General features: G+C 59.9%; 24 protein-coding genes. 10 read left to right on the top strand and 14 right to left on the bottom strand.

The genetic code is table 11. The features are described from left to right. Nucleotides 1-50: 50 nt before the first annotated feature. From HDF16_RS06320 to HDF16_RS06310, 3 genes are all read left to right on the top strand, one after another. Nucleotides 51-821: a response regulator gene (locus HDF16_RS06320; protein ID WP_184214637.1), complete on the top strand. Its 771-nt coding sequence runs from the start codon at nt 51-53 to the stop codon at nt 819-821. A 69-nt stretch (nt 822-890) separates the two neighbouring features. Further along, complete coding sequence (locus HDF16_RS06315) at nt 891-1,589, top strand: response regulator transcription factor (RefSeq protein WP_184214635.1); 699 nt, start codon at nt 891-893, stop codon at nt 1,587-1,589. 33 nt (nt 1,590-1,622) lie between these two features. Next, nucleotides 1,623-2,651, top strand: coding sequence for a YpdA family putative bacillithiol disulfide reductase (locus tag HDF16_RS06310; RefSeq protein ID WP_184214633.1), 1,029 nt, complete (start codon nt 1,623-1,625; stop codon nt 2,649-2,651). A 4-nt stretch (nt 2,652-2,655) separates the two neighbouring features. Here HDF16_RS06310 and HDF16_RS06305 read toward each other — a convergent pair whose 3' ends face one another. Together HDF16_RS06305 and HDF16_RS06300 are read right to left on the bottom strand one after the other, a co-directional pair. After that, nucleotides 2,656-3,522, bottom strand: coding sequence for an ABC transporter permease (locus tag HDF16_RS06305; RefSeq protein ID WP_184214631.1), 867 nt, complete (start codon nt 3,520-3,522; stop codon nt 2,656-2,658). A 93-nt stretch (nt 3,523-3,615) separates the two neighbouring features. Further along, nucleotides 3,616-4,557: an ATP-binding cassette domain-containing protein gene (locus HDF16_RS06300; protein ID WP_184214629.1), complete on the bottom strand. Its 942-nt coding sequence runs from the start codon at nt 4,555-4,557 to the stop codon at nt 3,616-3,618. Nucleotides 4,558-4,711: 154 nt separating this feature from the next. Between HDF16_RS06300 and HDF16_RS06295 the strand changes: the two genes are divergently transcribed. Further along, complete coding sequence (locus HDF16_RS06295; RefSeq protein ID WP_246408802.1) at nt 4,712-4,960, top strand: hypothetical protein; 249 nt, start codon at nt 4,712-4,714, stop codon at nt 4,958-4,960. 8 nt (nt 4,961-4,968) lie between these two features. Here HDF16_RS06295 and HDF16_RS06290 read toward each other — a convergent pair whose 3' ends face one another. The 3 genes from HDF16_RS06290 to HDF16_RS06280 all read right to left on the bottom strand — a co-directional run bounded on the left by HDF16_RS06290 (nt 4,969) and on the right by HDF16_RS06280 (nt 8,448). Beyond that, a complete protein-coding gene (locus HDF16_RS06290; RefSeq protein ID WP_184214627.1) occupies nt 4,969-5,742 on the bottom strand; it encodes an SDR family NAD(P)-dependent oxidoreductase in 774 nt (257 codons plus the stop codon). Between the two features lie 101 nt (nt 5,743-5,843). Then, on the bottom strand, nt 5,844-7,478 hold the full coding sequence (locus HDF16_RS06285; RefSeq protein WP_246408800.1) for an OmpA family protein: 1,635 nt from the start codon (nt 7,476-7,478) through the stop codon (nt 5,844-5,846). Between the two features lie 232 nt (nt 7,479-7,710). Continuing rightward, complete coding sequence (locus tag HDF16_RS06280) at nt 7,711-8,448, bottom strand: GvpL/GvpF family gas vesicle protein (RefSeq protein WP_184214623.1); 738 nt, start codon at nt 8,446-8,448, stop codon at nt 7,711-7,713. A 445-nt stretch (nt 8,449-8,893) separates the two neighbouring features. Between HDF16_RS06280 and HDF16_RS06275 the strand changes: the two genes are divergently transcribed. Together HDF16_RS06275 and HDF16_RS06270 are read left to right on the top strand one after the other, a co-directional pair. Then, entirely contained in the window at nt 8,894-10,180 is a 1,287-nt protein-coding gene (locus HDF16_RS06275; RefSeq protein WP_246408798.1) for a hypothetical protein, read from the top strand. 190 nt (nt 10,181-10,370) lie between these two features. Further along, on the top strand, nt 10,371-13,343 hold the full coding sequence (locus HDF16_RS06270) for a TonB-dependent receptor (protein ID WP_184214621.1): 2,973 nt from the start codon (nt 10,371-10,373) through the stop codon (nt 13,341-13,343). Between the two features lie 23 nt (nt 13,344-13,366). On the opposite strand, the gene HDF16_RS06265 is transcribed toward HDF16_RS06270, so the two are convergent. Genes HDF16_RS06265 through allB form a run of 8 tightly spaced genes read right to left on the bottom strand, consistent with a single transcriptional unit; the run spans nt 13,367 to nt 21,178 of the window. Then, entirely contained in the window at nt 13,367-14,731 is a 1,365-nt protein-coding gene (locus HDF16_RS06265; protein ID WP_184214619.1) for an NAD-dependent succinate-semialdehyde dehydrogenase, read from the bottom strand. Between the two features lie 2 nt (nt 14,732-14,733). After that, complete coding sequence (locus HDF16_RS06260) at nt 14,734-16,011, bottom strand: M20 family metallo-hydrolase (protein ID WP_184214617.1); 1,278 nt, start codon at nt 16,009-16,011, stop codon at nt 14,734-14,736. Between the two features lie 7 nt (nt 16,012-16,018). After that, nucleotides 16,019-16,753, bottom strand: a complete 735-nt coding sequence (gene allE, locus HDF16_RS06255; RefSeq protein WP_184214615.1) for a (S)-ureidoglycine aminohydrolase — start codon at nt 16,751-16,753, stop codon at nt 16,019-16,021. Next, nucleotides 16,746-18,017 (bottom strand): allantoate amidohydrolase, encoded by a 1,272-nt coding sequence (locus HDF16_RS06250; protein WP_184214613.1) that lies wholly within the window; start codon nt 18,015-18,017, stop codon nt 16,746-16,748. The genes allE and HDF16_RS06250 overlap by 8 nt, the downstream gene beginning before the upstream one ends. A 9-nt stretch (nt 18,018-18,026) precedes the next feature. Continuing rightward, nucleotides 18,027-18,884 (bottom strand): factor-independent urate hydroxylase, encoded by an 858-nt coding sequence (gene pucL / locus HDF16_RS06245; RefSeq protein WP_184214611.1) that lies wholly within the window; start codon nt 18,882-18,884, stop codon nt 18,027-18,029. Nucleotides 18,885-18,932: 48 nt separating this feature from the next. Next, a complete protein-coding gene (gene uraH / locus HDF16_RS06240; RefSeq protein WP_184214609.1) occupies nt 18,933-19,271 on the bottom strand; it encodes a hydroxyisourate hydrolase in 339 nt (112 codons plus the stop codon). Beyond that, nucleotides 19,272-19,784, bottom strand: coding sequence for a 2-oxo-4-hydroxy-4-carboxy-5-ureidoimidazoline decarboxylase (uraD, locus tag HDF16_RS06235; RefSeq protein WP_184214607.1), 513 nt, complete (start codon nt 19,782-19,784; stop codon nt 19,272-19,274). An 8-nt stretch (nt 19,785-19,792) separates the two neighbouring features. Then, nucleotides 19,793-21,178, bottom strand: coding sequence for an allantoinase AllB (gene allB, locus HDF16_RS06230; protein ID WP_184214605.1), 1,386 nt, complete (start codon nt 21,176-21,178; stop codon nt 19,793-19,795). Between the two features lie 61 nt (nt 21,179-21,239). Here allB and HDF16_RS06225 point away from each other — a divergent pair, with 61 nt between their 5' ends. Genes HDF16_RS06225 through HDF16_RS06215 form a run of 3 tightly spaced genes read left to right on the top strand, consistent with a single transcriptional unit; the run spans nt 21,240 to nt 24,350 of the window. Next, entirely contained in the window at nt 21,240-21,713 is a 474-nt protein-coding gene (locus tag HDF16_RS06225) for a nucleoside deaminase (protein ID WP_184214603.1), read from the top strand. A 1-nt stretch (nt 21,714) separates the two neighbouring features. After that, nucleotides 21,715-23,040, top strand: a complete 1,326-nt coding sequence (locus HDF16_RS06220; RefSeq protein ID WP_184214601.1) for a homoserine dehydrogenase — start codon at nt 21,715-21,717, stop codon at nt 23,038-23,040. Between the two features lie 38 nt (nt 23,041-23,078). Continuing rightward, a complete protein-coding gene (locus HDF16_RS06215) occupies nt 23,079-24,350 on the top strand; it encodes an ectonucleotide pyrophosphatase/phosphodiesterase (RefSeq protein WP_184214599.1) in 1,272 nt (423 codons plus the stop codon). A 2-nt stretch (nt 24,351-24,352) separates the two neighbouring features. Here HDF16_RS06215 and HDF16_RS06210 read toward each other — a convergent pair whose 3' ends face one another. Continuing rightward, nucleotides 24,353-25,390 carry a 6-phosphofructokinase gene (locus tag HDF16_RS06210; RefSeq protein WP_184214597.1) on the bottom strand — a complete coding sequence of 346 codons (1,038 nt, stop codon included), beginning with the start codon at nt 25,388-25,390 and terminating at the stop codon, nt 24,353-24,355. Between the two features lie 95 nt (nt 25,391-25,485). On the opposite strand from HDF16_RS06210, the gene HDF16_RS06205 reads away from it, so the two are divergent. Then, a complete protein-coding gene (locus tag HDF16_RS06205; RefSeq protein WP_246408796.1) occupies nt 25,486-26,538 on the top strand; it encodes a hypothetical protein in 1,053 nt (350 codons plus the stop codon). Nucleotides 26,539-26,542: the final 4 nt, after the last annotated feature.

Here is a 26,542-nt window from a genome sequence, read left to right as displayed (position 1 = left end):
CGATGATAGCCTTTGGGGAAAGTCTGCCGGAAAGACGGAGCGAACGATCTTTGCTGATCCTGGTTATCGACGACGATGAAGTGAGCCGCGAGTTGCTGACGATGTTGCTCGAGGTAGAAGGATTTACGGTTGTGTCTGCGTCTTCAGGCGATGAGGGCCTTTTGCTGCTCGGTGGAATAGATTCGCATCCCGAGATCGTGCTGACCGATCTGCAGATGCCTGGCACTTCGGGGACGGAGCTTGCTCGGGCGCTGAGTGCTGCGCTGCCAGCGGGTGTGCCGGTGATCGCCATGAGCGGCAGCGACTCGCGGCCGCCTGGAACCCCGGCTTTTGCGCCCGCCGGATTCGACGGATTTCTGCTGAAGCCGTTTTCTGTCGCTGACCTTCGAGACGCGATTGCTGGCGTGGTTCAAGACCAGGTATGGGAGGTCGCCGCCACATCGACGCAAGCTGACCCTTCCGGCGAGCAGGATGTTCCTGCGATCAACGAGGATGTCTTCGGAAAGATGCAGGAGCTGATGCCGTCTTCCCAGCTTGGTCAGATGTACGAGCTTTGTATCGCCGATGCGCGGGTCCGCCTGGCCACTATGCGCACGCTTCAGGAAGAGGACGACGATGCTGGCTACCGGCGCGAGGCCCACGCGATTAAGGGTGGGGCAGGTATGATCGGGGCGGCTGAGATATATGATCTGGCGGCAGCGGCCGAACGCGCCGGATTGAGCGCAAGTGCGGGAACCAGCGGGGTTACGGCGTTGCTCGATCAATTAGCACGCGCATCGGAGCGGCTAGAGCGTATTCTTGTGGAACGATTGCGCGGGTAGCGGACGCCTGCGCGAAAGAAGTGCTTTTACTTTTCTTGTCTTTGACATCCCCGGGAGAACGAATCCATCATGAAATCGATCGACCAGAACGGCGCAGCCTCCACGATCCGGATTGTCGTTGCCGACGACCACCCGGTTGTCCGTTTCGGGGTGAAGAACATTCTTACCAGCGGTGCTGGCTTTACCGTAGTCGGCGAAGCCGAAGATGGTGATGTCGCGATCACCGAGACGCTGGACAAGGAACCGGACATCCTTCTGCTCGACCTGCAGATGCCTCGGCTCCCAGGTCTTGAGGCGATGCGGGCGATCATGAGCCGTTCGCCGCGCGTGAAGATTGTGCTGCTCACCAGCCTCATTACGACGCAGCAGGTCATCGAAGCGCTCCAGATTGGTGCCCGCGGTATCGTTCTGAAGGACGCCGTCTCGGGAGAGCTCTCGGAGGCGCTGCGCGCCGTCATCTCGGGCGACTACTGGATCAATGGACAGCGCGTCGTGAATCTGCTGAAAGCGTTGCATGAGCTGATGCAGAAGGCCGCAGCGGTTCCTGAGCGCAAGACCTACGGTCTGACTCCGCGCGAGCTTGAAGTTGTGACCTGCATCGTCGAAGGCTGTAGCAACAAGGACATCGCGAAGCAGTTCAATATCTCGGAAGAGACAGTAAAGCGCCATCTATCGAATGTCTTCGACAAGACGGGCGTCTCAACGAGGCTTGAACTTGCGCTGTTCGCGATTGCTCACAAGCTTGTCGAGATGGACCTCCAACCTTAGATTCGCGATGATTCCGATTCGATAGAATGGGATATGAGCGAGTTTTCGGCGAAGAACGACGAAGTGTACGACATGCTGGTGATCGGCGCGGGACCTACCGGGCTTGCCTGCGCGATCGAGGCGAAGCGGGCCGGGTTCAAGGCCGTGCTGATCGATAAGGGCTGCTTGTGCAACTCGCTCTTTCACTATCCCGCGCACATGACGTTCTTCACAACGCCGGAGCTGCTTGAGATCGGGGACATCCCCTTTTCCAGTCCAAACCAGAAGCCGAACCGGATGGAGGCCCTGGAGTACTACCGCAAGGTGGCCGAGCACTACGCGCTCGATGTGCGGCAGTATGAGACGGTGGTATCGGTCGCAGGATCGGACGGTGACTTCATCATCCATACGACCGATCGGTTTGAGCGCAGAACGAAGCATCGCGCGCGTAAGCTGGTCATCGCGACGGGCTACTACGATCTTCCGAACTATCTGAATATCGCGGGAGAAGAGCTAAGCAAGGTTCGCCATTACTACCATGAGCCGCACCCGTTCTTCGGGCTGGATGTGGTCGTCATCGGCGGTAAGAACTCAGCTGCCATCGCCGCCCTTGATCTTTGGCGACATGGCGCGAAGGTGACGCTGGTGCATCGCGGGCCGGTGATGCACGCCCATGTGAAGTATTGGATTCTGCCGGACATCAACAATCGAGTGAAAAACGGCGAGATTACTGCTTACTTCAATAGCTCGGTGATCGAGGTGCGGGAGGACGATCTTACAATCGTCACGCCGGAGGGACCTGTCACGATTCCGAATCACTTTGTCTTTGCTCTAACTGGCTATCATCCTGACTTCAGCTTCATCGAGCGGCTCGGCGTGAAACTGGACGCCGACAACGACCGCTGCCCGGTGTGCGATCCGGCGACGCTGGAGAGCAATGTGCCTGGGATCTATTTAGCGGGTGTGATCGTGGCTGGAGAGCGGACGAACGAGATCTTCATTGAAAACGGACGCTTCCACGGCAAACAGATTGCCGACGACTTGAAGGTGAAGCTAGGCTCTCCTTCGCCCGCTTTCGCCTGATCGCCTACCCGATCACCCGCCGAAGGAAGCCCCGCATTCCGAGCCAGGTGAGCGTGGTAAGGGCGACGCAGAGCATCAATACGATTACGGCCGGGTCCATGTGATCGAGCGTTGGCGTTAGCGCCGCTCGCAGTCCCTCGCTCATATAGACGATGGGGTTGATTAGGACGCCATACTGTAGCCACTTGATGTGGCTAAGCAGTGCCCAGGGATAGTAGACGCAGCCGAGGAAGGTGATTGGGATGACGACCACGCCGAAGATCAGGCCGATCTGAGAAGGCTTGACGCTGGTGCCAATGGTGAGGCCCAGGGCTCCTGCGGTAAGGCTGGCGAGCACGACGACAACGATGAGGAACGGCCAACTCGCGACGTGCGTTGTGGGGTGCACGGCGGGAACGTAGAAGGCGAGCGGATAGACGATACAGGCGGCGAAGACTGACTGCATGGCGGAGAAGATAATCTTTTCGATTGCCACGAAGGCGACCGGCAGTGGGCACATAACGCGATCGTCGATCTCGCGAGTTGAACCGAACTCGACCGCAAGCGGAAGCGCGACGGCTGCGATGCCGGAGAACATGATGCCGACGGCCATCAGTCCGGGCAGAAGCACGGTGGAGTAGGAGATCCCCGAATTGGCCAGAGCTGCAGAGGGGTTCATCGCGGCGGTCCCGCCATGGCTACTCATTCCTGGGATCACGTAGGTGAAGACGAAGAGAAAAAGCAACGGATTCATGCAGACGCGGATGGCGAAGGGGAAGAGTTCGCGACGCAGCACGTAGAGGTCGCGCAGATAGAGGCCAAGGAAAGCGCGGGTATAGAGCGAGGCCTTCGAGATCTTTGCCTGGGGCGGAATGGCGATGGCTGTGGTCATTTGGGTTCCGTGGGGCTTCGGGTTGGGAACAACAGCAACGGCAGAGAGAGGAAGCAGATCCTCCGCTACGCGAAGGATGACAAAGGAAGAGAGTTATTCGCGAAGGTCTCTGCCGGTGAGCTTGATAAAGACGGTTTCCAGGCTCGTCTCGGTAATGCGGAGGTCGCGCAGGCCGTAGGGATTGGCGGTATTGACGATCCCGGCGAGTAGGCCGTCTGCGCTGTCTGCGAAGATTCGTAGGCCACTGGGTAAACTTTCGACCGAGGTGACGCCGGCAAGCTGCTCTAGCAATGCGGTGAGAGCGGCGTGGTCTCCTTCGCTGCGAAGGTCTAGATCGTAAAGACGCTGTGCGCCGATCGATTGCTTGAGTGCAGCGGGCGTGTCTTCGACGAGGATCTTCCCATGGTCGATTATGGCGACGCGGTCGCAGAGTTCGTCGGCCTCCTCCATGTAGTGGGTCGTCAGGACGACGGTGATGCCTTCCTTGCGAAGCCCGGAAACGGCCTCCCACATGGCGATGCGCGACTGCGGATCAAGGCCTGCGCTCGGCTCATCGAGAAAGAGCACCTTGGGGCGGTGGGCGATGGCGCGGGCGATCTGTACGCGCTGAGCAAGACCGCCGGAGAGCTGAGACGGATAGGCGCCGGCACGCTCGGAGAGGTGGAACTGTTCGAGGAGTTGTTCCGTTCGCTGCTTCGCGTCGGCCCTCGAAAATCCAAAGTATCGGCAATGAAAATTGATGTTCTCGAAGATGGTGCAGGCGCGGTCGAGTGTGTTGTATTGGGGGACCACGCCGATGCAGGTTCTTGCGACGGCGGCAGATTTGACGACGTCGATTCCGTTGATGCGGACGACTCCTTCAGAGGGCAGCGCGCGGGTTGTGCAGACGCTGATGGTGGTGGTCTTGCCGGCACCGTTGGGTCCAAGGAGGCCGTAGATCTCACCTTCGCGCACGCCAAGATCGATACCATCGACGGCCACGACACGCTGCTTGCCTTCGTAAATCTTCCTGAGCCCTGTTATCTCTACAATCACGCTGATTTCATCTCCGGAGATCTTCCGATGCAGGCTCGATTATAGGTATAGCCGCGAAGTCTCTCACGTTGTGCGGCATAGGAAAAGAAGTCCATCTGCGGTTTTCGTCTGACCATACGAGAACCGAATTCAACGAAGAGCGTAGAATTTGATTATGTCGAAGGGTTGGGAGAGCAAATCCGTCGAGGAGCAGCAAAACGTCGCTGCTATGCCTAAGCCAGTTATCAAAGGAAATGTTTCTGACGACGCCGAAAAGAAGCGGCGAGTCCAGGCGCTGGCGATGCAGCGGGAGCGCATTCTCTCCGAGCGCACAGCAAGTCCTCACCGACGCTCCGCACTCTCTGCTGCCTTGATCGACATCGAAGAGAAACTCTCTGAACTGGGCTGGACGCTACACCTCTAAACGATGTACTAGCCGCGGCGATTCAGCACCATGGAATTTCCCTGGTCGATGCTGGTGATCAATATGCTGTGGACGTTAACGTGTGCTGGCCGACTGGCCACCCAGACGATCGCATCGGCAACGTCCGAGGGCTGAAGCGGAGTGATGTTGGCGTAAACCTTCGCCGCCTTTTCTTCGTCGCCGCGAAAGCGGACCTTTGAGAAATCTGTTTCGACCATCCCCGGATCCACTGTCGTGACGCGCACCGGCGTTCCCATCAGATCAAGTTTCAGTCCTTCAGTGATTGCCATCTCGGCGGCCTTGCTGGCGCAGTAGACGGTGCCGTTGGCGTAGGTCATGTGTCCTGCGGTTGAGCCGAGATTGATGACGTGGCCAACGCTGCGCTCGACCATGCGGGGGACGATGGCACGAGTGACGTGCAGCAGGCCGAGTACGTTGGTGTCGATCATCTCCTGCCAGTCTTCAGGGTCCTGTTCGTAGACCTTGTTGAGACCGCGGCTGAGACCGGCGTTGTTGACGAGAATGTCAATATCGCGCCACTCCGTGGGGAGATTACAGAGAGTGCGCTCGACGGCGATGCGGTCGGAGACGTCGAGAGCGAAAGCATAGGCGCTATCCGCACCAGAGGCTGTGAGCTCACGCACCGTCTCTTCCAGCGGAGCGAGGCGGCGGCTGCAGATAAGGATTCTTGCGCCTTCCTGCGCGAATGCGATTGCGGTTGCCTTGCCAATGCCGGAGCTTGCGCCGGTGATGAGAACTGTTTTGCCGCGAAGGGTAGCCATGGTGCTATGTTTTCACGATCTCAGCTTTCCATGAGGTTGCCCAAAGAGAAAGGGAGAGGCAATCGCCTCTCCCTTGTCACTCTGTCCAAACAACGTGGAGGTTACTGTTGAGGTGCTGCCGTATCGGGACCACTTTGCTGCACGCCGATGGCATCACCCGAGACAACTAGCTGTACACGGCGGTTCTGCGCACGTCCTGCTGCGGTGCCATTGTCCGCGACGGGGTTGGCCTTACCGTAGCCTGCCGCAGTGATGTTGTTGATGGAGACGCCCTGAGAGACTAGGAAGTCCTTGACGGCTCCCGCGCGATTCTCAGAGAGCTTCTGGTTGTACGCGTCGCCACCCACTATGTCGGTGTACCCCTCAACCTGAAGCTTGAGTGAAGGATAGGCGGCGAGAATGCCTGACACCTTGGCGAGAGCAACCTGAGTACCGGGCTTCAGGGTGTACTTGCCGGTATCAAAGAGCACATCCGACATGTTCACGATGAGACCGCGTGCGGTTTCGTTGGTCTGGAGGACGCTGTTGAGCTGCGCCTTCAGTCTTTCGCGAATGGCGTTGGCATCTGCAACGCTCTGGTTGGCTGCCTTGGTCGCTTCTGCTGCCCGGGCACGAGCATCGGCGGCGTCAGCTTCAGCACGAGCACGCTCTGCGTCAGCCTTTTCCTTTGCAGCCTGTGCCTGTGCGGCTGCCAGTTGCGACTGTTGAGCATCGGCGGCGGATTGAGCTGCTTCCTTTTGAGCCTGCTGCTGCGCAAGGTCAGCGTTGCGCTGGCGCTCGGCTGCCTGCTTGCGCAGAGTGTCGATGCGAGCATCCTCCGACCGCTGGACTACCTGGCGGGCGAAGGTGATCTCCATCTTGCGATCGCCATGTTTGTTGGAGTCCATGTCATCGGCGTTCTTCAGATCTTCCGCCGCTTCGCGCATGATGTCGGGCGAGTACTTATCCGCTCCGACTGACTGGGCAATGCGGAAGGCATTGTGCGCCTCGTAGATCTCAAGCGGCGACTTCATATCGCGAGTGATCGGGTTAGCGTTGGACTTGGCTCCGTCTGTCTCTGCATAGAGTCCACGCGGAAGGAGCGTGTAGTGAGCATTGACCTTCTCAAGTACGCCAGTGGTCTTGTCCTGCTTGATGACATTCTGCATCACCACCACGTCGCTGGGCTGACTGACGGAGTAATAAGGTTCAGCCGTTACGATCAAGCCAAAGGACTGGAAGGCGGTCGTGACGTGGATCGTGTTCTTGTTGCCGGAGGGAAGGACTTCGCCGAGATTTGCAGGGCGACCGTCTGGCGTGATGGCCCAGAGAACGTAGGTCAGGTATTCGGGACCGAAGCCATTGGCAGGCGTGAGGCCCTTGAAGCTCGCGTCGATGGTGATGCCGCCGCGCTGGCTCTCAACCTTCGCTTCTCCCTTTGCTAGGGGTAGCAGCGCTGTTCCCTCGAAGCCGATAGTGGTTGACCCGCTCCGATGCAAGTAGTTCACAGCATCAAGATCGCGTTGGACGACTTTTACGCGATAGATGTAGATGCCATTCTGCTGCGTAATCTGGTTGTCCTGAGGACGGGGCTCGTTGTTGGCCGTGGGATTCTGTTCCTGCGCGGCCGCGAAAGGAGTCGATGTGATAGGGAGAAGAGAAACAGCGGCCAGTGCCAGAGGTGTAAAGGTAGACATGGCGAGAGAGTTAAGGCTAAATCCAGAGAACTTGAAATTTTTCGAGCTGTCGTGCATCATCAGCGTAATCTCCTTACATCTTGCCGGGCTGCTTGCATGAAGCAATTTCTTCGCAGCAGCTAAGACCGGCACAATCCCGCGTGCGCATAGGACCGATGACAGATACGATGCCCGGGTATCTGCAAAGGTAGTCCCGTGCGTTCACGCAGAGTCGATGATTCGGTTGATCGCCAAATGCAAAAACCTCCCAGTGGTTGGGAGGTTTTTGCTTGCTTCAGATGTATTTTGTGGGCTAAGCGTTGTGTGTCGGAGCGGAGTTGCTCTTATGAACGAAGTGATAGGGAGGCCAGGGGCCGGACAGCTGCATGCGGCACTCTTTCAATTGCTGAGTCGCTGAAGAATACTTATTCTGATACCGCTCGATGGTCTTGTTATCGATCAAGTGCGCGATATCGAGAAGCATCTTGCCGGAGTCGATCCGTTTGCAGGTGATCTCCTCGGCGAGGGGTAGGAACATGCGGTGCATCTGCAGTGATAAGGCGCGCGCCTTGGACTGACGCTCGCGTTGACGGCTGGCGCTCTCGCGAAGGCTGGTGAGGTATTGTTGCCCAACCGTCATGTCGCGGGCAGAGGTTCCGGGGCAGATGTCGTCAACAAGCACCTTGAGGTGCATCTCGGCCTTGCCGCGAAGCCGCTCCACGTTGGCTAGGAAGTGTCTCTGGTTCGAACGGACGGAACGGCGCAGGCAGTCGTCATCGGCGAAGGTGGTGTTGAAGCGGAAGGGCAGGACGGTGGAGAGCTTGAAGCACTCACTAATGACGCGGGCGTGGTCCTTTGCGACCTGCTGATCGGTGCGGGCGGAGTCTTCGGCGCTGTGTTCGGAGACGATGACCGCCAGATCGCCTGCCGGGAAGAGGAAGGTCTGATTGCCGAAGAGTCCAGTGACTCCGGCAAGAGGAATGGGGCGGCGATGCCGTCCGAGCTCGGGAAAGACTTTACGTTCTGCGATGCAGTAGGCGTACCAAGACATTTTTCTTCGCTCCAGAGAACACTGAAGGGCTAACCCTGTCAGGAGTGATTTTGTGGAAATGCGGCACTGTACGGGGGAACGTGTAAATCGTTGTACTTTGATTTGATACGGCTTGCGGGTCCCAAAACTGTATCGAGCCGAGACGGATACTATGCCTACGAAACGACAATTGGCAACAAATCTTTCTTGGGAAAACGCATTTAAATCACGTTAGCGATAACTGCTTTGAGGGCTGTCCGTTGAAACCCTCAAATGTCCCCAGACCTTAATCGATTATTCGGGCCACCGCCTGCTGCGGTAAGGCTCATCCTTCAGAGGCCGGGGCCAGCAATATATGGTTGTGGGCGGGAAACTTTCACCCCCACTTTTCGTCTCCTAAATAATTGAGAGTTAAACTTAATTCGGCAAAACTTCACGAGCCCGACCTTCCAAAGAAGAAAAAGAGATGATCCAGTTGATGACTCAAAACGAGATGCAGGGCGAAATCCGAAGGAAATTCAGCGGTAGAACGACCCAGAGCGCAGCACCCCGGGCCGTTGTCCGCAAGGCGTTCTACGCTTCGCGAAGCGTGACGATGCAGGTATGCCTGAGTCTTGCACCGCTAGCTGTTCTGGTCCTACCTGGGACCTCCATTCGGGCGTATGCGCAGGCGACCGCGCCCTCCAAGCTGATCGGTGTCGTCAAGCAGGTCACACCTAATAAGCTGATCATCGCCAATGACGCGGGCCAGACCGTCTCCGTAAGTGTCGTCGATGGAGCGAAGGTGCTCCAAGTCGCGCCCGGAAGCACCGACCTGAAGACGGCCCAGACAATTGCCCTGAGCGATATTGAGACGGGTGACCGCGTCCTTGTTACCGGCCATCAGGATGCTCCAGACGCCATGACTGTCTCGCGGGTCATCCTGATGAAATCGATCGACATTGCGCAGAAGAACGAAGCCGAGCAGGCTGACTGGCAGAAGCGCGGCCTGGGTGGCTTGGTAGGTGGCGTCGATCCGGCCAGCGGTACGATCACGATCAACTCACGCGGCAAGAAGATCGCGGTGGAGACCCTGTCCTCGACCGTCTACCGGCGCTATGCCAATGGCTCGGTCAAGTTCGCGGACGCAGTGGTGGGCACTCGGGACCAGATTCAGGTGGGCGACCAGCTTCGCGCCCGAGGGGACAAGGCTCCAGACGGGAGTTCCATCAAAGCTGACGAGATCGTAACCGGGGCATTCGAAAACCTGGCAGGCACAGTGACGGCGATCGACGCCGCTTCGCAGACCTTCACGCTGACAGATATTTCCAGCAAGAAGTCGTATTCCATTACAGTGACCGCCAACTCCAGCCTCCGCGCCCTGCCACCAGAGGCCGCCGCCCGTTTCGCTGCCCGTGCGAAGGGTAGCGATCAAGCGGCCGCCTCTGGCGGAGTCGATAAGCCGAAGCTGCCTCCAGCCGCGGCGGTTGCGGTTGGCGACCCACACTCCGAACAAAGGGGTTCCGGAACCGGGTCAGCGGGCGGAGACCTCTCGCAGCTCGTAACCCGGCTTCCGCAGGGTTCACTGAGCGATCTCCATATCGGCCAGACCCTGATGATCGTCGCGGAGAAGACCCCGGGTAGCGCTGGGCTGACGGCGATCACGGTGCTTTCGGGAGTCGAGCCGATTTTGACGGCCACACCGAAGGGAACTGCTTCGATGACACTGTCGCCATGGAACTTCGGTGGCGGGCAAGACGGCGGGGGCGCTTAGGCGATAGCCTGTCTTTGTGGGTGGAATTGGTTCGTGAGTCCCCGCGCTCCAATATCGCGGGCCGTCGTAGAGTGAGCCGCTGCCGCAAGGGGTCGTCGCGCGGAGAGATGAGCCGGTGGCAAATGTCGCCGGACAATGCAACCGGGTTGGGGTGTATGCCCGGAAGGAAAATGAGTTTTAAGGAGTTTTGATGTCGGTTCGTTTCAGCACCTCCCCTATATCGCCCCTCGTACTCGCATGCGCTCTGCTCGTGGTACCTCTGGCAAACGCGCAAGGGCCGAATCCTGCGCCGGCAGTTTCGGCAGGTGCCGCACAGAATGGGACATCGTCTGTGGCGGCAACGACCGTGAAAGGGACGATTGCCGACCCTGATGGCGCCGTGATCCCAGGTGCCACGGTCACCTTCACCTTGGCATCCGGCAAAGCAACGGTCATCACATCGGGCAGCGATGGAAGTTACCAGGCGACGGGTCTGCGCCCAGGTCTCTACTCCTTCACGGTGACCATGCAGGGCTTTGCCTCTTTTGTGAAGCAGGGAGTTCGTGTCGCGGCCGGTCAGGGGATGACGCTCGACGCGAAGATGATCGTTCAAGCGGCGAACCAGCAAGTCAATGTGACGACAGAGGGCGCGACGGTCAGCGTGGACTCCGACAGCAACGCCAGTGCAACGGTGATCAAGGGCAAGGATCTTGATGCGCTATCGGACGATCCGGACGAGCTTTCCTCAGAGCTATCCGCACTGGCCGGACCGTCAGCGGGGCCGAACGGCGGCCAGATCTATGTGGATGGCTTTACTGGAGGCCAACTTCCTCCAAAATCGTCGATCCGAGAGATCCGCGTTAATCAGAATCCCTTCTCAGCCCAGTACGACCGTGTGGGATATGGCCGCGTCGAGGTCTTCACCAAGCCGGGCGCGGATAAATTTCACGGCTTCTTCCAGGCCAACGGCAATGCGGACTTTTTCAATACGAAGAGCCCATTTCTCGGCACCACCGAGCAGCAGCCGTACCACACCATCTTTGTGCTCGGAAATCTGACCGGCCCGGTCACGTCCAAGTCGTCCTTCAACCTCGGAGGATCGCACCGTGTGATCCAGGACAATACTGTGTACTTCGGTTCACTTTATGCATTGCCTGGTTCGACGGCGCTTTGCGCGCCCGGCGAGGCGGGATGCACGCAACAGACCCAGGTTTCCATACCGACGCTCTTTCCGCAGGTGCGGACCGACCTCACGCCGCGTCTCGATTATCAACTGGCTGCGAAGAACACGCTTACCCTGCGCTATCAGTACGAGACGAATTCTCAGCAGAACAACGGGACCGGCGGCCTGGACCTGCCTTCCGCTGGCTATAACCTCGATTCGACTGAAAACGAGATACAGATTGTCGACAGCCAGATCTTTAGCGACAAGCTGATCAACGAGACACGGTTCGAGTATGGCCGCGATAAGAGCTCACAAACACCTGTGTCAGCGGCGCCGAGCGTAACCGTGCAGGCGAGCTTCACCGGCGGAGGATCGAGTGCGCTGGTGGTCAATGATCACCAGGACCACTTCGAGGTTCAGAACTATACCTCGCTGGCACTTGCGCACCACTTCATACGGATGGGCGGAAGGCTGCGGACGACGCGTGACGCCAACTTCAGCGATGCGCAGGCGTTGGGAGTCTTCACCTACAGCAGTCTTGACGACTATGCGAACGGCCGGGCTCCGTCGCAGTACAAGGTGGCGAACTACGTCCAGCCTTCCGTACATGCGACGCTCGCGGACTTGGGCATTTACGCGGAAGACGACTGGAAGATCAAGCCAAACCTCACCTTCAGCTACGGCCTGCGTTACGAGACGCAGAACCACATTAAAGACCATCACGACTTCGCTCCGCGCATCTCCTTCGCCTACGGAGTTGGGAGCAACAAGAACAATCCCCAGACTGTGATCCGGGGCGGCTTCGGTATCTTCTACGATCGCTTCACGCTGACCAATACCATCACGACGATTCAGCAGAACGGAACCAACGAGCAACTGTTTACGATCAGGTCTCCTAGTGCTACCTGCACCCCCGCGAATCAGAGCGCGTGCCTGGCCTCCTCATCAAGTCCTTCGGCACAGACCACCTACTCGATTGCGCCTACGCTTCGTAGTCCCTACCTGATGCAGTTCGCCATCGGCGCAGATCGTCAGTTGGGCAAGATTGGAACGGTATCAGTCAACTACCTGCACATGCGTGGCGTGCACCAGTTCAACAGTCAGAACGTTGACGTTCCGGAGTTCGACAGCGCGACGGGCACATACATCTCGACGGGCCAGGACTATCAATTCGCTTCCGGCGGAGTCTTCACCCAGAACCAGCTTTCCATCAGCCCGCGCATCAGCTATGGGCGTTCGATCTCGCTATGGGGTTACTACAGCCTAAACTTCGCGAACGCTGACAGTTCCGGCTCAGGCAGCTTTCCATCGGTGGTGGGAAACCTGAAGGCGGACTATGGCCGCGCTAGCTTCGACACCCGCCATCGCCTGTTCATGGGTGGAAACTTCTCCCTACCGCACCGTGTCAGCTTCTCGCCCTTCATGGTGGCGACCTCCGGCTCCCCCTTCAACATCATCACCGGAACTGACCTGAACGGTGACTCGATCCTGACCAATGACCGGCCCGGCATTGTGACTTCGTCTCCGACGGCCACCATTATTAACACCGCGCACGGCAGCTTTGACATCACCCCTACCGCGAACGTGCCACGAATTCCCATCAACTCCGGCACTGGACCAGCCGCATTTACGCTGAACCTCCGAATGACGAAGACGATCGGATTTGGACCGGAGACGGGGACGCCCAAGAGCCAGTCACAGGGTCCGAATGGACCACCTCCCGGCGGAGGCCCAGGTGGCGGCGGTCGCGGCGGCGGACGCGGTGGTCCGGGAGGCGGCGGTCCAGGCGGATTCGGAGGCGGAGCCAGCTCCGGCAGGCGCTACTCTATGAGCTTCGGAGTTCTGGCGGCAAACGTCTTCAATGATGTGGATCGTGGAACACCGTCCGGAGTAGTGCCTCAGACGCAAGACAAAGTTTCGGCCTCGAACTTTTACGAGTCGACTGGACTTGCGGGAAGTATCTTCTCGAGCAACTCCGCGGTCCGCCGTATCACCCTGCTTGCGACTTTCAGCTTCTAACGAGGGGTGGGCGATGTGGGAGTTTATGCGATGACTACGGTCTTCGCGTTCATGAACTCCCGCATGCCCGCGGCCGAAAGCTCTCGCCCATAGCCAGAATGCTTGATCCCGCCGAAAGGGAGCCGGGGATCACTGGCAACCATCTTGTTCACGAATACTGACCCGGCTTGAATCTCGGCGACTAGCCGCTGCTGCTCATCGGGATCGCGCGTCCAGGCCGAGGCGGCCAGGCCAAACGGCGTATCGTTTGCTGTTCGGATTGCTTCGTCGAGATGGTTCACCTTGAAGAGTAGCGCGACTGGACCGAAGATCTCATCGCGATAGACAGGGGCGGTGCGCGGCAGGCCGGAAAGCACGGTCGGCTCAAAGTAGTAGCCGGGACCGAGGATGCGGCGGCCTCCGGTTAGCAACCTGGCTCCCGCAGTGATGGCTGCGTTAACTTGCTGATCGAGATTCTCCAACTGACGCCGTGTAGCCAACGGGCCAATCTGCGTCTCGTCGAGCATCGGGTCACCGACTCGCATAGAGGCCATGGCGGAGACAAAGAGCCTCTCGAACTCCTCGTAGATCCCGGCATGGATGACAAAGCGCTTTGCTGCGATACATGACTGTCCGCTGTTGATGCAGCGGGATTGGACGGCGTTCTCGACCGCAAGATCGAGATCCGCGGAACTCATGACGATAAAGGGATCGCTGCCGCCGAGCTCCAATAGAGACTTCTTGATGAGCCAGCCGGCCTGGGCTCCCACGGCGCGGCCCGCGGTCTCCGAGCCGGTGAGCGTGACAGCGACGATGCGCTCGTCGGCGAGCACGCCATCCACCTGGCTAGTCTCAATCAACAGCGTCTGGAAGGTGCCACGGGGGAAACCGGCGCGACGCACGAGCGATTCGATGGCGAGCGCACACTGGGGCACATTCGGGGCGTGCTTTAGCAGGCCGACATTTCCGGCCATCAGGGCTGGCGCTAGAAAGCGGAAGACCTGCCAGAAGGGGAAGTTCCATGGCATGACGGCGAGGACGACGCCGAGCGGGTCCCAGCGAACGAAGCTGCGGGAGGCTTCGGTGGTGATGCTCTCTGGCGCGAGCATACGGACGGCGTTCTCCGCATAGTACCGGCAGGCCGCGGCGCACTTGGTTAGCTCCGCATGGGAGGCCTTGATTGGCTTTCCCATCTCCATCGTAATCATCTCAGCGAGCTCGACCGCGTCTTCTTCGAGCAGGTTCGCAAGCTTCCGCATGCAGAGTGCCCGATGACCCATGGGCACGGCGGCATAGCTCTTGAAGGCCTCGGAGGCGAGGGCGAGCTTCTGATGGATCGCATCTTCGGTGAGAGGATCGAAGCGCCGGATGAGTTCGCCGGTTGCGGGATTCATCGATTCGATGGCCATAGCTACTCCGCCGCCAGTCTGGCCAGTGCGTGAGCGAGGACAAGCGTTCCACGCGCGATGTCTTCGGGGGAAGAGTGTTCATCGGGGCGATGGCTCACGCCACCACGACATGGAATGAAGATCATCGCGATAGGAGCGATGCGGGCCATGAAGAGCGAGTCGTGATAGGCGCGGCTGACCATCTTCTTCGGTGAGATGCCAAGTTCCGCGCAGACGGCGTCGAGCGTTTCGACGATATGTGGGGCGGATTGCGCGGGAGCGTCGGCGTTGACCAGCTCTTCTTCGATCTGCACACGGCGGCGGCCTGCGATCTCAGTGTAATCGCAGCGCACAGATTGCATCACGGACTCGCGTCGTGCGGGATCGGTGTCGCGGATGTCGAGTTGAAGCACTACGCGGCTGGGTACACTGTTGACCGCTCCGGGAAAGACGCCGCAGGTGCCCACAGTGGCGACGGTATCGCTGGTGTCGGATGCCGCGTTGGCGGCGAGAGCGTGGCGTTCGATGGAAAGGATGAGCTCTGAGGCGGCGCAGAGCGCGTCGCGGCGATCAGGCATCAGCAGCGCGCCTGCGTGGCCGCCGAAGCCGCTGATCGTAAAGCGATATCCGGCTGGCGCAGCGATGCTGGTAACGATGCCGATGGGAAGGCCTTCTCGTTCAAGCAGCGCGCCTTGCTCGATGTGGAGCTCAAGCCATGCATGGTAGAAGCGTGGCTCGAGACGGACCGAGGCAAGGTCGCCTGTGAATCCAGCGGCATTGCGGACGTCGCTCAAGGTGCCTTGCGATTCTGCATCGACTGTGTCGTTCATGGAGTCCGCGCGTTGGGGATCGAGAGTGCCCGAGAGCAGGCGGCTGCCTAGGCATCCGATTCCGAAGCGCGTCGGCTCTTCCGAGGTGAGGAGAAGGAGTTCAATGCTGCGGCGAAATCTCTGCCCGCTGCGCTTGAGCGCCCGCATCGCTTCGAGGCCGCCAAGGACGCCGACTGTACCGTCGTACATGCCGGCGTGGGGAATCGCGTCGATGTGCGATCCGGTACCGACGGCGGGAAGATCGGGCTCGATGCCAACCCAGCGAATGAAGGTGTTACCAACCGCGTCCTCGCGTATGGCGAAGCCTTCCTCCGCAGCAAGTCCCCTAAGCCATGCACGGGCACGCAGATCATCCTCTGTGAAGACGACCCGAGTAACGGCAGTACCTTCGGGGCTGGGTTCGGCATGAGTGAAGCGGGCCAGCTCCGCTAGTTCTTCGCTGAGGCGCGCTGCATCGATATCGATCTTCATAAGCACCTCAGCCGATGGGATGGCGGTTCCAGTCTTTGTAGATAAGGTACTTTGCGGGTTTCTTGCCCAGCGCTCCGAACCACTGCGGGCAGAATGGCGCCATCCAGATGAAGTCGCCCGCTGTGACCGGGTACCACGCATCGCCGAGACGGTAGATTCCGCCGCCTTCGAGCATCAGCAGGCCGTGCTCCATGACGTGGATTTCGACTAACGCGAGCGCCGCGCCGGGCTGATAGGTCATGGTGTTTACCGCGAAGTCGAAGCTGGGATTATCGGGGATCAGAGCGCGTACTTGCAGGTCTTCGTCGCCCATCAGCGCCGTGGGGATGGCGTCGTCTTCGTGACCGATGAGCAGCGAGGGAGCGCATACCCCTGCCAGCGGCTCGTACGGTTTTTCGATCACGGCGAGGACGGTCTTCTCCTGTGCCGTCAGCGTGTGGGCGAGACCGGCTGGGATGTAGGCGAACGATCCTGTGGTGAGCGTTTTGAAGCTGGTGTCTGTTGCTAGATCTGCCACTCCTTCAGTTACAAATACGAAACGCTGTAGACAAGTCGCACCGAGCGTGCCCTGCGACTCGAGCTCTGCTGTGTACTGCGTGAACGCTGCACCAGCGGCGGGCGCAACGTGGACGATCGCCGTGGCGTCGGTCATGCCAGGAAGCACGGTGCGGATGAAGGTGTCCGGCGTCTGCAGGATGTGGTCGCGCTTGACGCTGCTGCGCGTGCGGCCGAGGTTATGCATGGGCCTCCGTTGCAGGTTGAGGTGTCGCTTGAATTGTGTGGTTGGCCTTCAGCAGTGTGACGAAGGCAAGCGTGGTAGCGAGCGCAGCTTCGACATCCTCAGGTCGTACGCTCTCGTCAGGATGATGGCTCAGGCCGCCAGGGCTGCGGAGAAAGAGCATCGAGATGGGCATGCGTTCCGCCACAATGCGGGCATCGTGCCCAGCGCCGCTAGGCATAACGCGGGCCGGAGTGCCGGCGGCTTCGGATGCTTCAAGCAGCAGCTTCGAGAGCGCAACATCGGTGGGAACGGCGTCTTCATGCGATGAAGCCAGCACGCTAACCTGAACGCCCCGGGCTCCCCCGGAGTTTGTTGCAGCCGTGAGAAGCGCGTTCGCTGCGTTGCGTCGAATTTCATCGTTGGCGTGGCGGACATCAAGCGTGGCGAACACCTCGCCCGCGATGACATTGCCTGCTCCGGGCCGCGTCTGTACCTTGCCCACCGTCGCAGCGAGGCCGGGTGTAACCTTCGCGTGACGCTCTACTTCGGAGATCCACTCCGCGGCTGCGGCCATTGCGTCGTGGCGAAGATGCATCGGAGTTGTTCCGGCGTGATTGGCCTGACCGCTGAAGCGAAGCTGCAGGCGCGTCTGACCGACGATTGCGGAGACGACGCCAAGTTGAAGATTTTCGCTCTCGAGCAGCGGCCCCTGCTCGATGTGGACTTCGAGATAAGCGAACGCATCGCTACTTATCGCGGCTGCTGGAATCCGAGCCGGATCGAGTCCGAACTCACGAATGACGGCCTCAACGCTGATCCCTTGAGTGTCCTTGCGTTGCAACACCTCGTCATCGAGCGAGCCTGTCAGCGCCATGCTGCCTAGATATGGCTTGCCAAAGCGAACGCCCTCTTCTTCGGAGAAACCAACGATCTCAATCGCGAAAGGGAGATGCTCTCCATGCAACTCTTCGATAAGCGCAACGCCAAGAGCAACGCCGAGGATGCCATCAAAGGCGCCGGCATTCGGTACGGTGTCGAGGTGCGATCCGATGACGAGGCGATCTCCGCGATCGCTACCGGGATAGATGCCGCGAAGATTGCCGATGGCATCGATCGACACTGTCATGCCTACGGCTACCATCCAGTCGCGGAGTAGCGCATGCACCTTGTGCATCGAGGGCGCCAGGAAGGTGCGCGTTGTCTCGCCGGGGACTTCGGTGCAGGCGGCAATCTCGCGGCATCGGGCGATGATCTTTTCAGCGCGTTTTGTGGCGGGTAGCGGCATCGATCTCGCTTATGCGGTCCGCTTGACGGTAGCCTGGATGAAGCCCGAAGGCTCGTCGGTGGGCACAAAGATCTCGTTCGGATTCTCCTGGCCGAAGCGTGCGAGATCGATCAGGATGCAATGTTTGTTTGGCATCGTCAGCTCAATCTCACTTACGCTCGGTACGGCCTCGAGCGCGCTCTCCGCCATCGCGTAGAGTGTCTGCTGGACGGAGAGACTAGTGTGCCCGGCGAAGGTCTTCAGCATGGCTTCGCGCAGCTTCGTCCGCTCGGCGTTGAAGTTGAAATCGTCCGACATATAGCTCCAGCTAGCGGAGAGAGAGGTTGCGAAGAGCCGGTCGGTCGTCTCTTTCAGTGAGGTCAGCGACTCCTTGATATAGCCGGTGAAGGCGGAGTTCGCTGTCTTCATGATGACGAGATCGGCGAGGCCCGATGTCACCGCGAATTCGCCGTTCTGCGCGCGTTCGACGGTCGTCGTCTGGTGCTCGTCGCTGCCGCGCATGAAGCTGTCGGGATGCGGCTTGCCGTCGACGGTGAGTCGCTTCCATAGAACAGACTCGATGTGGACTTCGACCGAGGATACCTGCGGATTGCGGCTCAACAGGAAGTCGATCAGCTCCTTCGCGTAGCCTTCCATCGATGTCGCCTTCGAGCGGCCCGCAATGTAATAGACGGTATTCTTCATCGTGTCGGTGGCGAGGATCTTGCTGTTGTCGCCTTCGGTGTGAGCGGTCTCGAAGTCGCCTCTCAGAAGCACGCGAACGTTCCACTCGAACATGTCGTTACCGTGCGCGTGGCGCGTCACTTTCACCAGCCGCACACGCGTCTTGCCGTATCGGTTCTCCGCAAGTTGAAACCTCGAACTCATCGTTCAGACTCCTGTGTCGTCGTGGTGGATTTGTTCATAGCATATCGGCTAACTGCCACGATAGGTGGAGTAGCCGTTTGCCGTCAGCAGCAACGGGATGTGAAAGTGCTGTTCGGCGTCGCGGACCTCGAAGACGATCTCGACGAAGGGGTAAAGGCCCTGGAGTCCCTTGGCCTCGTAGTAAACGGCAGTCTCGAAGCGCACGCGGTAAAGGCCTTCCGTAAGCGGTTCGCCAGCAGGCAATAGGTACTTCGAGCGGCCATCGGCGTCGGTTACTACGCTATTCAAGAGCACCCATTCGGCAGATTGCCAAATGGCAAGCGATACAGGAACATCGGCGGCGGGGCGTCCCAGCGCAGTGTCGAGAATGTGTGTCGAGATGCCCATCTACTTTTCCCCCAGCCAGCGTTGCAGGCGAAGCTGCGTGATCTGGCGTTGTTGCTCCGCCGCTTCATGTAGCTCCGCGACGGCGTCGTTCTTCATGCGCTCTTCAAGAATGGCGAGGATCTCGCTCGCCGATCTTCCACTGGCGCAGACGATAAAGATGCGGCCAAACTTTTCTTCGTACAGCTTGTTGCCTTCGGCAAGCGCAAGCTTTGCGGCATCGTCAGCGCTCATGGCTGCGCTTTGCTCGGTCGCCGACCATGTCAGCGATGTTTCGGTTGCGGCCTTGGCCTTTTGCTGGCCAATGCGGGGATGGCTGTCGAAGGCCTCTCGCCACGCGGCTTCGGGGAGGCTGACCCAGACGGCGTCGGAGGAGATGACCAGGTGGTCTTCGTCCGCGATGGGGCGGCGCGCCGCGAGTTCAGCCGCCCAGGCACGCGAGCCGCAGCAGGGAAGTATCTGCTCGGCGGCTAAGGTCGGGTCGATCGAGTTCCAGCGGGCAAGAACAGGATTCATGGGAGATGTCAGGATAACGTGAGTTCGCGGCCTTGGGGTGTGTCCGTTATGACGCCGTCTTGAAAAACGAGATAGCCGCGAAGGTAGGTCGCATGGACGACTCCGTAAAGCTGTTCGCCGAGGTAGGGCGATACGGGATGGCGATAGTGAAGCGCGTCCGTAGTCACGGTGAACGATGCGTCGGGATCGAAGACGGTGAAGTTGGCGTCGCGACCGGGGAGGATTGCTCCGGCCTGGTCGCCAATGCCAGCAAGGGAAGCGGGTGCCGAGCTCATCCATCGGGCGAGATCATCGAGCGAAAAGCCTCGTTTCTGACATTCCGTCCAGATGACCGGCAGAGCTACTGAGAGGCTGGCAATGCCGCCCCACGCCAGATCTAAGCGGCCTTCGTCCTCAGGTTTCTGCACGGCGGGTCGTTTCATCTCTGGCGGGCAGGGCGAGTGGTCCGTGACGATCATATCGATCACGCCGTCGCTCAGGCCCTGCCACAGCTGGTCGCAATTCGCGCCGCTGCGTATCGGCGGAGCGCATTTGAAGAGCGTCGCCCCATCACCAATCTCTTCCGCTGCAAAGTGAAGATAGTGCGGGCAGCTCTCGACTGTGATCGGCAGGCCCTCGGCGCGCGCGGCAGCGATATCATCGAGCGCCTGCGATGTGGCGAGATGCACGATATGCAGGCGGAACTTGTACTCGCGGCAGAGACGGATCATGAGGCGGATTGCGTCAATCTCCGCTTCGTCGGGACGCGATGCAAGATAGGTCGCATACTTGCGCCAGTCGGCGTTGGCACTTCGTAAAGCAGCGGTGGCCTCGTCGATTGGCCCGGCGAGCTCTGCGTGTACTAGGAGGGGCAGACCAGACTCGGCGATGGCCGGTAGCGAGGCCTCGAGTTGCTGCTGGTCGATCATGGTGAAGCCGTCGCAGCCGGGGTAGATGAGGAAGCACTTGAAGCCAGGTACTCCGGCCATCGCGAGCGGGAGGATGTGCTGCTGGTTATCGGCGACGGCGCCACCCCAGCTCATCCAGTCGACGAACGTCTGGCCCCTGGCGGCGGCCCGCTTTACTTCGAGCGCGGCGACGGTCGTGGTCTCAGGCAGGCAGTTCAACGGCATGTCGATCAGCGTCGTATAGCCTCCGGCGGCGGCGGCACGGGTAGCGGTGTAGAAGCCCTCCCACTCCGTCCGTCCGGGCTCATTGATGTGAACGTGAGTGTCGACCAGCCCCGGGAGGATGGCCCGATCGCCGAAGGCCATCGTCCGATCAATCGGAGTTGCGAGCCCGGCTAGCTCGTCCTTCGCGCAGACTGCAACGATCTTTCCCGCTTCGACCACGACGGCGGCGGCCACGGTGCCCGTCGGCGTCACTACCCGATTCGAAAGATATGCCTGTGCCATAATTTCAGTATCTCGCAGGTTGTTCTAAGCACGCGCGTTTATGCGACGAAGGGATTGCACGATGCAGCCAAATCCGGTCTTTATGCAGAAGGCGATTGATCTGGCGACCGAAAACGTCACCAGTGGCGCGGGTGGCCCGTTTGGAGCTGTGGTCGTTCGCAATGGCGAGGTACTCGCAACGGGCGTGAACTGCGTTACAGCGAACAATGATCCGACGGCGCACGCCGAGGTCATGGCGATCCGAAAGGCTTGCGAGATTCTGGGCACCTTCCAGCTCACCGGTTGCGAGGTTTACACCAGCTGCGAGCCTTGCCCGATGTGCCTGGCGGCGCTCTACTGGTCCCGTTGCTCAGCGATCTACTTTGGCAATTCAGCTCTGGACGCGGCCGATGTTGGCTTCGACGATTCCTTCCTCTACCACGAGGTGGTGAAGCCGCATGCTCAGCGCAGCATCCCTACCTCGCGCATGATGCCCGAAGAGGCGATCGTGACCTTCAATACCTGGCGAGACCAGACGGAAAGAGTCGACTACTAGCATGACCGCAAAAAAGACGAAACAGACCGCAGCGAAAGCTCTATCGAAGACGAAGTTGACTGCCCCGACCGTGAAGGTCGCGCTGCTTGGATTTGGCACGGTAGGTAGTTCCGTCGCGAAGTTGCTTTCGGTGCAGAAATTTCCCGGCATTGAGCTGACGCACGTCTACAACCGCAATGTTGCGCGCAAGCGGGAGTCCGAGGCGGCGAAGTTTGTGCCGAAGACGGCGGTCTGGACAGAGGACGTCAACGTCGTCCTCAATTCTGACGTCGATGTTGTGATCGAGCTGATGGGCGGCATGATTCCCGCGGAAGGCTGGCTGCGCAAGGCGATTGCATCCGGCAAGTCAGTGGTCACGGCCAACAAGCAGTTGATCGCCTACAAGGGCGCGGCGCTGGCAAAGCTGGCTGCAGTGAACGGCGTACAACTCGTCTACGGCGCAGCGGTTGCGGGCGGAGTGCCTGTGATTCCCGGTCTCGCGCAGGGGCTTGGCGGCGACCAGATCACGCGCATCAGCGGCATCGTGAACGGGACCTGCAACTACATCCTCACCCGCATGGAGACTGGCGCAGACTACTCTACGGTTCTTGCGGACGCGCAGGCACTGGGCTATGCGGAGAGCGATCCTTCCGCCGACGTCGACGGCTACGACGCGCGTGCGAAGCTCTGCATCCTCTCGCGCATTGCGATGCATGCGGAGCTGAATCCTGACGATGTGACGACGCAGAGCATCGCCGATGTTGACGCCATCGACTTCGCCTACGCGAAGGAGCTGAACTGCACCATCCGGCAGGTCTCGAGCGCGCGGGTGGCGGGCAGTCTTATCCAGGCCCGGGTTGCTCCGATGCTGGTGCCGCTGGCCTCGCCCATGGCGTGGTCGCATGGAACGCAGAACATGGTCGTCGCCAGTGGACGCTTCGGTGGAGATGTCGTCTTCTCCGGCCACGGTGCGGGCGGTGAGCCGACAGCCGTCGCAGTCGTCTCCGATCTTCTGGCGGTCGCGCAGGGTTCACATGCGGTGCAGTTGCCGGTGCGCAAGCGGAACGTCACGGGCGAGTTCATGGCCTCGCACTATGTGCGTGTGGTGGTCGACGACAAGCCGGGCATCGTCTCGGCGATCTCAGGCGCGCTGGCCAAAGTAGGAGCGAACATCGACTCCATCCTGCAACGGCCCGGATACCCGAAGCATCGACTGCCCTTCGTCGTGACGACCGAGCCGTGCCTTACCTCCACAATTCACAAGGCGTTGGCCTCCATCGCGAAGATGGATTGTATGCTGGAGCCTCCGCTGTGCCTGCAGATGGTCGACATCGAAGATAAGGGCTAGTCTCCTCAAACGCAGTCACAAGAGAAAAGGATTGACCTATGATGCGCGACCTCAGAGTGCTGCTGCTTGCGGCGATCTTCACCGCGTCGTGCGCGGCTGCGCAGGAGATCACCCCGGTCATCCGGGTGGACAATCCGCCCAACACTGCGGAGCAGCAGGCGAAGCACTACGTCATCCTGGTATCGCTCGATGGATTTCGCTATGACTATCCCGCGAAGTACGGCGCGCCGCATCTTCAGAGCATGGCCGTTGATGGCGCGAGCGCTCCGCAAGGCATGCTGCCGTCGTTCCCTTCGCTGACGTTCCCGAACCACCTCACGCTGGTGACCGGGCTTTACCCCGAGCATCACGGCATCGTCGCGAACAGCTTCTACGATCCGTCGCGGACGCCGGATGAAGGCCAGACCTACGTCTACAAATCGAAGACGAACACTGAGGGAAGCTGGTACAGCGGTGTCCCGCTCTGGTCGCTGGCGGAGCAGCAGGGCATGCGCGCGGCGTGCTTTTTTTGGCCTGGCTCCGAAGCGGAGATCGCAGGCAAGCGACCCTCTTACTACGAGAAGTTTGACGACAAGCTGGACGACGCGAAACGTGTCGATCAGGTCATTGCGTGGTTGAGTCTTCCTCCAGAGCAGCGGCCGCACTTCATCACGATGTACTTCTCGAACGTGGACCATGCAGGACACACCTACGGCCCGGACTCCGAAGAGGTGCGTGCCGCGGTGCATCATGTAGATGACACGATTGGCGACCTGCAGGCGAAGCTCGCTGCGTTGAAGCTGCCAGTGGACCTGATCGTCGTTGCGGACCACGGCATGGTGAAGGTGCAGGGCGATCCGATCGACCTGTCCACTTTTGCCGACCTCTCCGAAGCGCACACCGAAGGCTCGCTGATCTACGCGAAGGATGAAGTTGCCGCGGAGAAGATCTACGAGCAGTTCAAGGCGCATCCCGATCCGCGATTTAGCGTGTACCGTCGGGCGAATCTTCCGAAGGACCTGCACTACGACAGCAACCCGCGCGAGGGCGATCCGGTCGTGGTCCCCAACGGGCCTTACGAGTTGCGCACCAAGCCGCCAGCGGCGAACTGGGTGAATAACAAGGGCGAGCACGGGTACGATCCGGTGAAGATGCCCGAGATGAAGGCAATCTTCTTCGCGGAAGGACCGGACATCAAGCCGGGCACGAAGGTCGCGACCTTTCGCAATGTTGCGGTCTATCCCTTCCTCGCGAGAATTCTAGGGTTGACTCCGCCAGAAACAGACGGCCAGATGGGCACGCTGGTGCCAGCGCTCAAAGCTCACAAATAGGGCTAAGGCTTGGGCTGTAGTCCCTTCACTACAGCGAGCAGATCGTCACTCACCGTGCGCGTCTTTGCGATGGCGTCTTCGAGCGGTATGTCTGAGATAACCGTTCCTTTCAAAACGACAAGGCGGCCAAACTTACCGGCGTGCGCTAAGTCGATTGCAGCGATCCCGTAACGCGTCGCCAGCATGCGGTCATAGGCGGTAGGTGTGCCTCCGCGCTGGGTGTGGCCAAGATTGACGCTGCGCGTCTCGTATCCGGTGCGTTTCTCAATTTCTTCCGCCAGCGCCTGCCCGATGCCGCTCAGCCTCGCGTGGCCGAAGGAGTCGAGCTTGGTCCCGACCGAGGTCTGGCCGGTGTGTTCCGGCAGTTTTGCGCCCTCGGCGACAACGACGATGGCGAAGCGTTTGCCGCTCTCCCAGCGAGCCTTTAGAAGCCGGACGACCTCGTCCATGTCGATAGGCACTTCCGGCACGAGGGTCACGTCCGCACCGCCCGCTATGCCCGTCGTGACGGCGATCCAGCCGGCGTCGCGGCCCATGACCTCCACGACCTGCACACGACTGTGCGCCTCTGTCGTCGAGTGCAGCCGGTCGACGGCCTCGGTGGCGATGGTCACGGCTGTGTCGAAGCCGAAGCAGGCGTCGGTGCCGCTCAGATCGTTATCAATGGTCTTCGGCACGCCGACACAGTTCACGCCGCGCTTCGACAGTTCGACCGAGATCGACTGCGTATCGTCGCCTCCGAGGGCGATCAGGGCGTCGAGATGGTGGCTTTGGATGACCTTCAGACACTGCTCGAAGCCGCCCTCGATCTTTTTCACGTTGGTGCGCGACGACCGCAGAATCGTCCCGCCGCGATGCAGGATTCCACTGGTGGTGTTCAGATCGAGCGGCATGGTGCGGTCGTCGAGAACGCCACGCCAGCCCTCCATGAAGCCGATGAACTCGTCCCCGTAGTGCTGGATCCCCTTGCGTACGACCGCTCGAATGACCGCGTTAAGCCCAGGGCAGTCGCCGCCGCCCGTCAACATCCCAATCCGCATCGCTGATCTCCTTTTACGACGGGAGAATCATACCGCTGTTCGAGGAAGATCATCGGCACAAACGGCAAGCGAGTAAAGTGTGGAAAGGAGTTGCGATGAGTCTGGCCCGAAGTGGAGTCTGCGCGGTCGTTTTTACGTTGTTGTCCGGTTCGATCGCGTTGCGGTCCCAAACGGTGATCCCTCAGCCTGAGAGCTCTCAGACGCAGCGGCGCATACACCTGATCTTGAAGGATGGCAGCTACCAGGTCGTTACCAGCTACAGCGTCGTCGGCAAGGTCGTGAAGTACGTCAGCGCGGAGCGGGGCGGGGAGCACGAGGAGATTCCTGCTGAACTGGTCGATCTCGACGCGACGCGGCGCTGGGAGAAGGCTCATACCCCGGTCGCCGAAGGTGGCGACAAGGGCCGCGCTCCGGTGCTCGACCCCGAGTTGATGAAAGAGGAGCAGGAGCGGCAGTCGCTTACGCCGATGATCGAGCCTGACCTTCGTCTGCCGGAAGAGGACAGCGTCCTCGCGCTCGACGAGTTCCAAGGTAAGCCCGAGTTGGTGCCTCTCACGCAGTCGGAAGGCGACCTGAACCATACGACCGCCCACAGCGTGTTGAAGAAGGCGCTGAATCCGAAGGCCGCCGCACATCAGGTGCTGACGCTGAAGGGGGAGAGATCCTTTGTGCAACTTCATGTGGATACGCCGGCGATCTACCTTCGCGTGGGGGAGGCTACGGCACCATCGACTGGTGGCGCTCCGCTCACGGTCGATACACACGGCGCTTCGAGCGCGAAGAGTGACAACGACGTGCGGCCCGACAACAGCCAGTACGTCGTCGTACGAACCGATGTCCGTGTGGATGCGCGGGTGGTCGCCAGCTTCAGTCTCGAAGCGCTCGATTCGGGAAAGCACATCGACGATGTCGTCGAGATGAACCAGGAGACGCTGACCGGCGGCCACTGGATGAAGCTCTCACCGAAACGTCCACTGGAGTTTGGAGAGTATGTGCTGATGGAGGTGATCTCGGAGAAGGAGATCAACCTCGGCGTGTGGGACTTCGGGGTTCACCCACAAACTCCGGAAAATCGCGATGTCATCAAGCCTGAGCCAAAGCGCCGGATCGATCTGGAGCGCCGCAGAGCCCACACCGATCCGGAGTAGGCGT

The sequence above is a fragment of the Granulicella aggregans genome (assembly GCF_014203275.1).
Classification (GTDB): Bacteria; Acidobacteriota; Terriglobia; order Terriglobales; family Acidobacteriaceae; genus Edaphobacter.
Note: the sequence above shows the minus strand (reverse complement) of the source record. Positions and strands in the feature narration are given on the sequence as shown.

What these genes read in the sequence shown, in the direction of transcription:
- HDF16_RS06315 (WP_184214635.1), top strand. Translation starts at nt 891, where the DNA reads ATGAAATCGATCGACCAGAACGGCGCAGCCTCCACGATCCGGATTGTC.
- HDF16_RS06310 (WP_184214633.1), top strand. Translation starts at nt 1,623, where the DNA reads ATGAGCGAGTTTTCGGCGAAGAACGACGAAGTGTACGACATGCTGGTG.
- HDF16_RS06305 (WP_184214631.1), bottom strand. Translation starts at nt 3,522, where the DNA reads ATGACCACAGCCATCGCCATTCCGCCCCAGGCAAAGATCTCGAAGGCC.
- HDF16_RS06295 (WP_246408802.1), top strand. Translation starts at nt 4,712, where the DNA reads ATGTCGAAGGGTTGGGAGAGCAAATCCGTCGAGGAGCAGCAAAACGTC.
- HDF16_RS06290 (WP_184214627.1), bottom strand. Translation starts at nt 5,742, where the DNA reads ATGGCTACCCTTCGCGGCAAAACAGTTCTCATCACCGGCGCAAGCTCC.
- HDF16_RS06285 (WP_246408800.1), bottom strand. Translation starts at nt 7,478, where the DNA reads ATGATGCACGACAGCTCGAAAAATTTCAAGTTCTCTGGATTTAGCCTT.
- HDF16_RS06280 (WP_184214623.1), bottom strand. Translation starts at nt 8,448, where the DNA reads ATGTCTTGGTACGCCTACTGCATCGCAGAACGTAAAGTCTTTCCCGAG.
- HDF16_RS06275 (WP_246408798.1), top strand. Translation starts at nt 8,894, where the DNA reads ATGATCCAGTTGATGACTCAAAACGAGATGCAGGGCGAAATCCGAAGG.
- HDF16_RS06270 (WP_184214621.1), top strand. Translation starts at nt 10,371, where the DNA reads ATGTCGGTTCGTTTCAGCACCTCCCCTATATCGCCCCTCGTACTCGCA.
- HDF16_RS06265 (WP_184214619.1), bottom strand. Translation starts at nt 14,731, where the DNA reads ATGGCCATCGAATCGATGAATCCCGCAACCGGCGAACTCATCCGGCGC.
- HDF16_RS06260 (WP_184214617.1), bottom strand. Translation starts at nt 16,011, where the DNA reads ATGAAGATCGATATCGATGCAGCGCGCCTCAGCGAAGAACTAGCGGAG.
- allE (WP_184214615.1), bottom strand. Translation starts at nt 16,753, where the DNA reads ATGCATAACCTCGGCCGCACGCGCAGCAGCGTCAAGCGCGACCACATC.
- HDF16_RS06250 (WP_184214613.1), bottom strand. Translation starts at nt 18,017, where the DNA reads ATGCCGCTACCCGCCACAAAACGCGCTGAAAAGATCATCGCCCGATGC.
- pucL (WP_184214611.1), bottom strand. Translation starts at nt 18,884, where the DNA reads ATGAGTTCGAGGTTTCAACTTGCGGAGAACCGATACGGCAAGACGCGT.
- uraH (WP_184214609.1), bottom strand. Translation starts at nt 19,271, where the DNA reads ATGGGCATCTCGACACACATTCTCGACACTGCGCTGGGACGCCCCGCC.
- uraD (WP_184214607.1), bottom strand. Translation starts at nt 19,784, where the DNA reads ATGAATCCTGTTCTTGCCCGCTGGAACTCGATCGACCCGACCTTAGCC.
- allB (WP_184214605.1), bottom strand. Translation starts at nt 21,178, where the DNA reads ATGGCACAGGCATATCTTTCGAATCGGGTAGTGACGCCGACGGGCACC.
- HDF16_RS06225 (WP_184214603.1), top strand. Translation starts at nt 21,240, where the DNA reads ATGCAGCCAAATCCGGTCTTTATGCAGAAGGCGATTGATCTGGCGACC.
- HDF16_RS06220 (WP_184214601.1), top strand. Translation starts at nt 21,715, where the DNA reads ATGACCGCAAAAAAGACGAAACAGACCGCAGCGAAAGCTCTATCGAAG.
- HDF16_RS06215 (WP_184214599.1), top strand. Translation starts at nt 23,079, where the DNA reads ATGATGCGCGACCTCAGAGTGCTGCTGCTTGCGGCGATCTTCACCGCG.
- HDF16_RS06210 (WP_184214597.1), bottom strand. Translation starts at nt 25,390, where the DNA reads ATGCGGATTGGGATGTTGACGGGCGGCGGCGACTGCCCTGGGCTTAAC.
- HDF16_RS06205 (WP_246408796.1), top strand. Translation starts at nt 25,486, where the DNA reads ATGAGTCTGGCCCGAAGTGGAGTCTGCGCGGTCGTTTTTACGTTGTTG.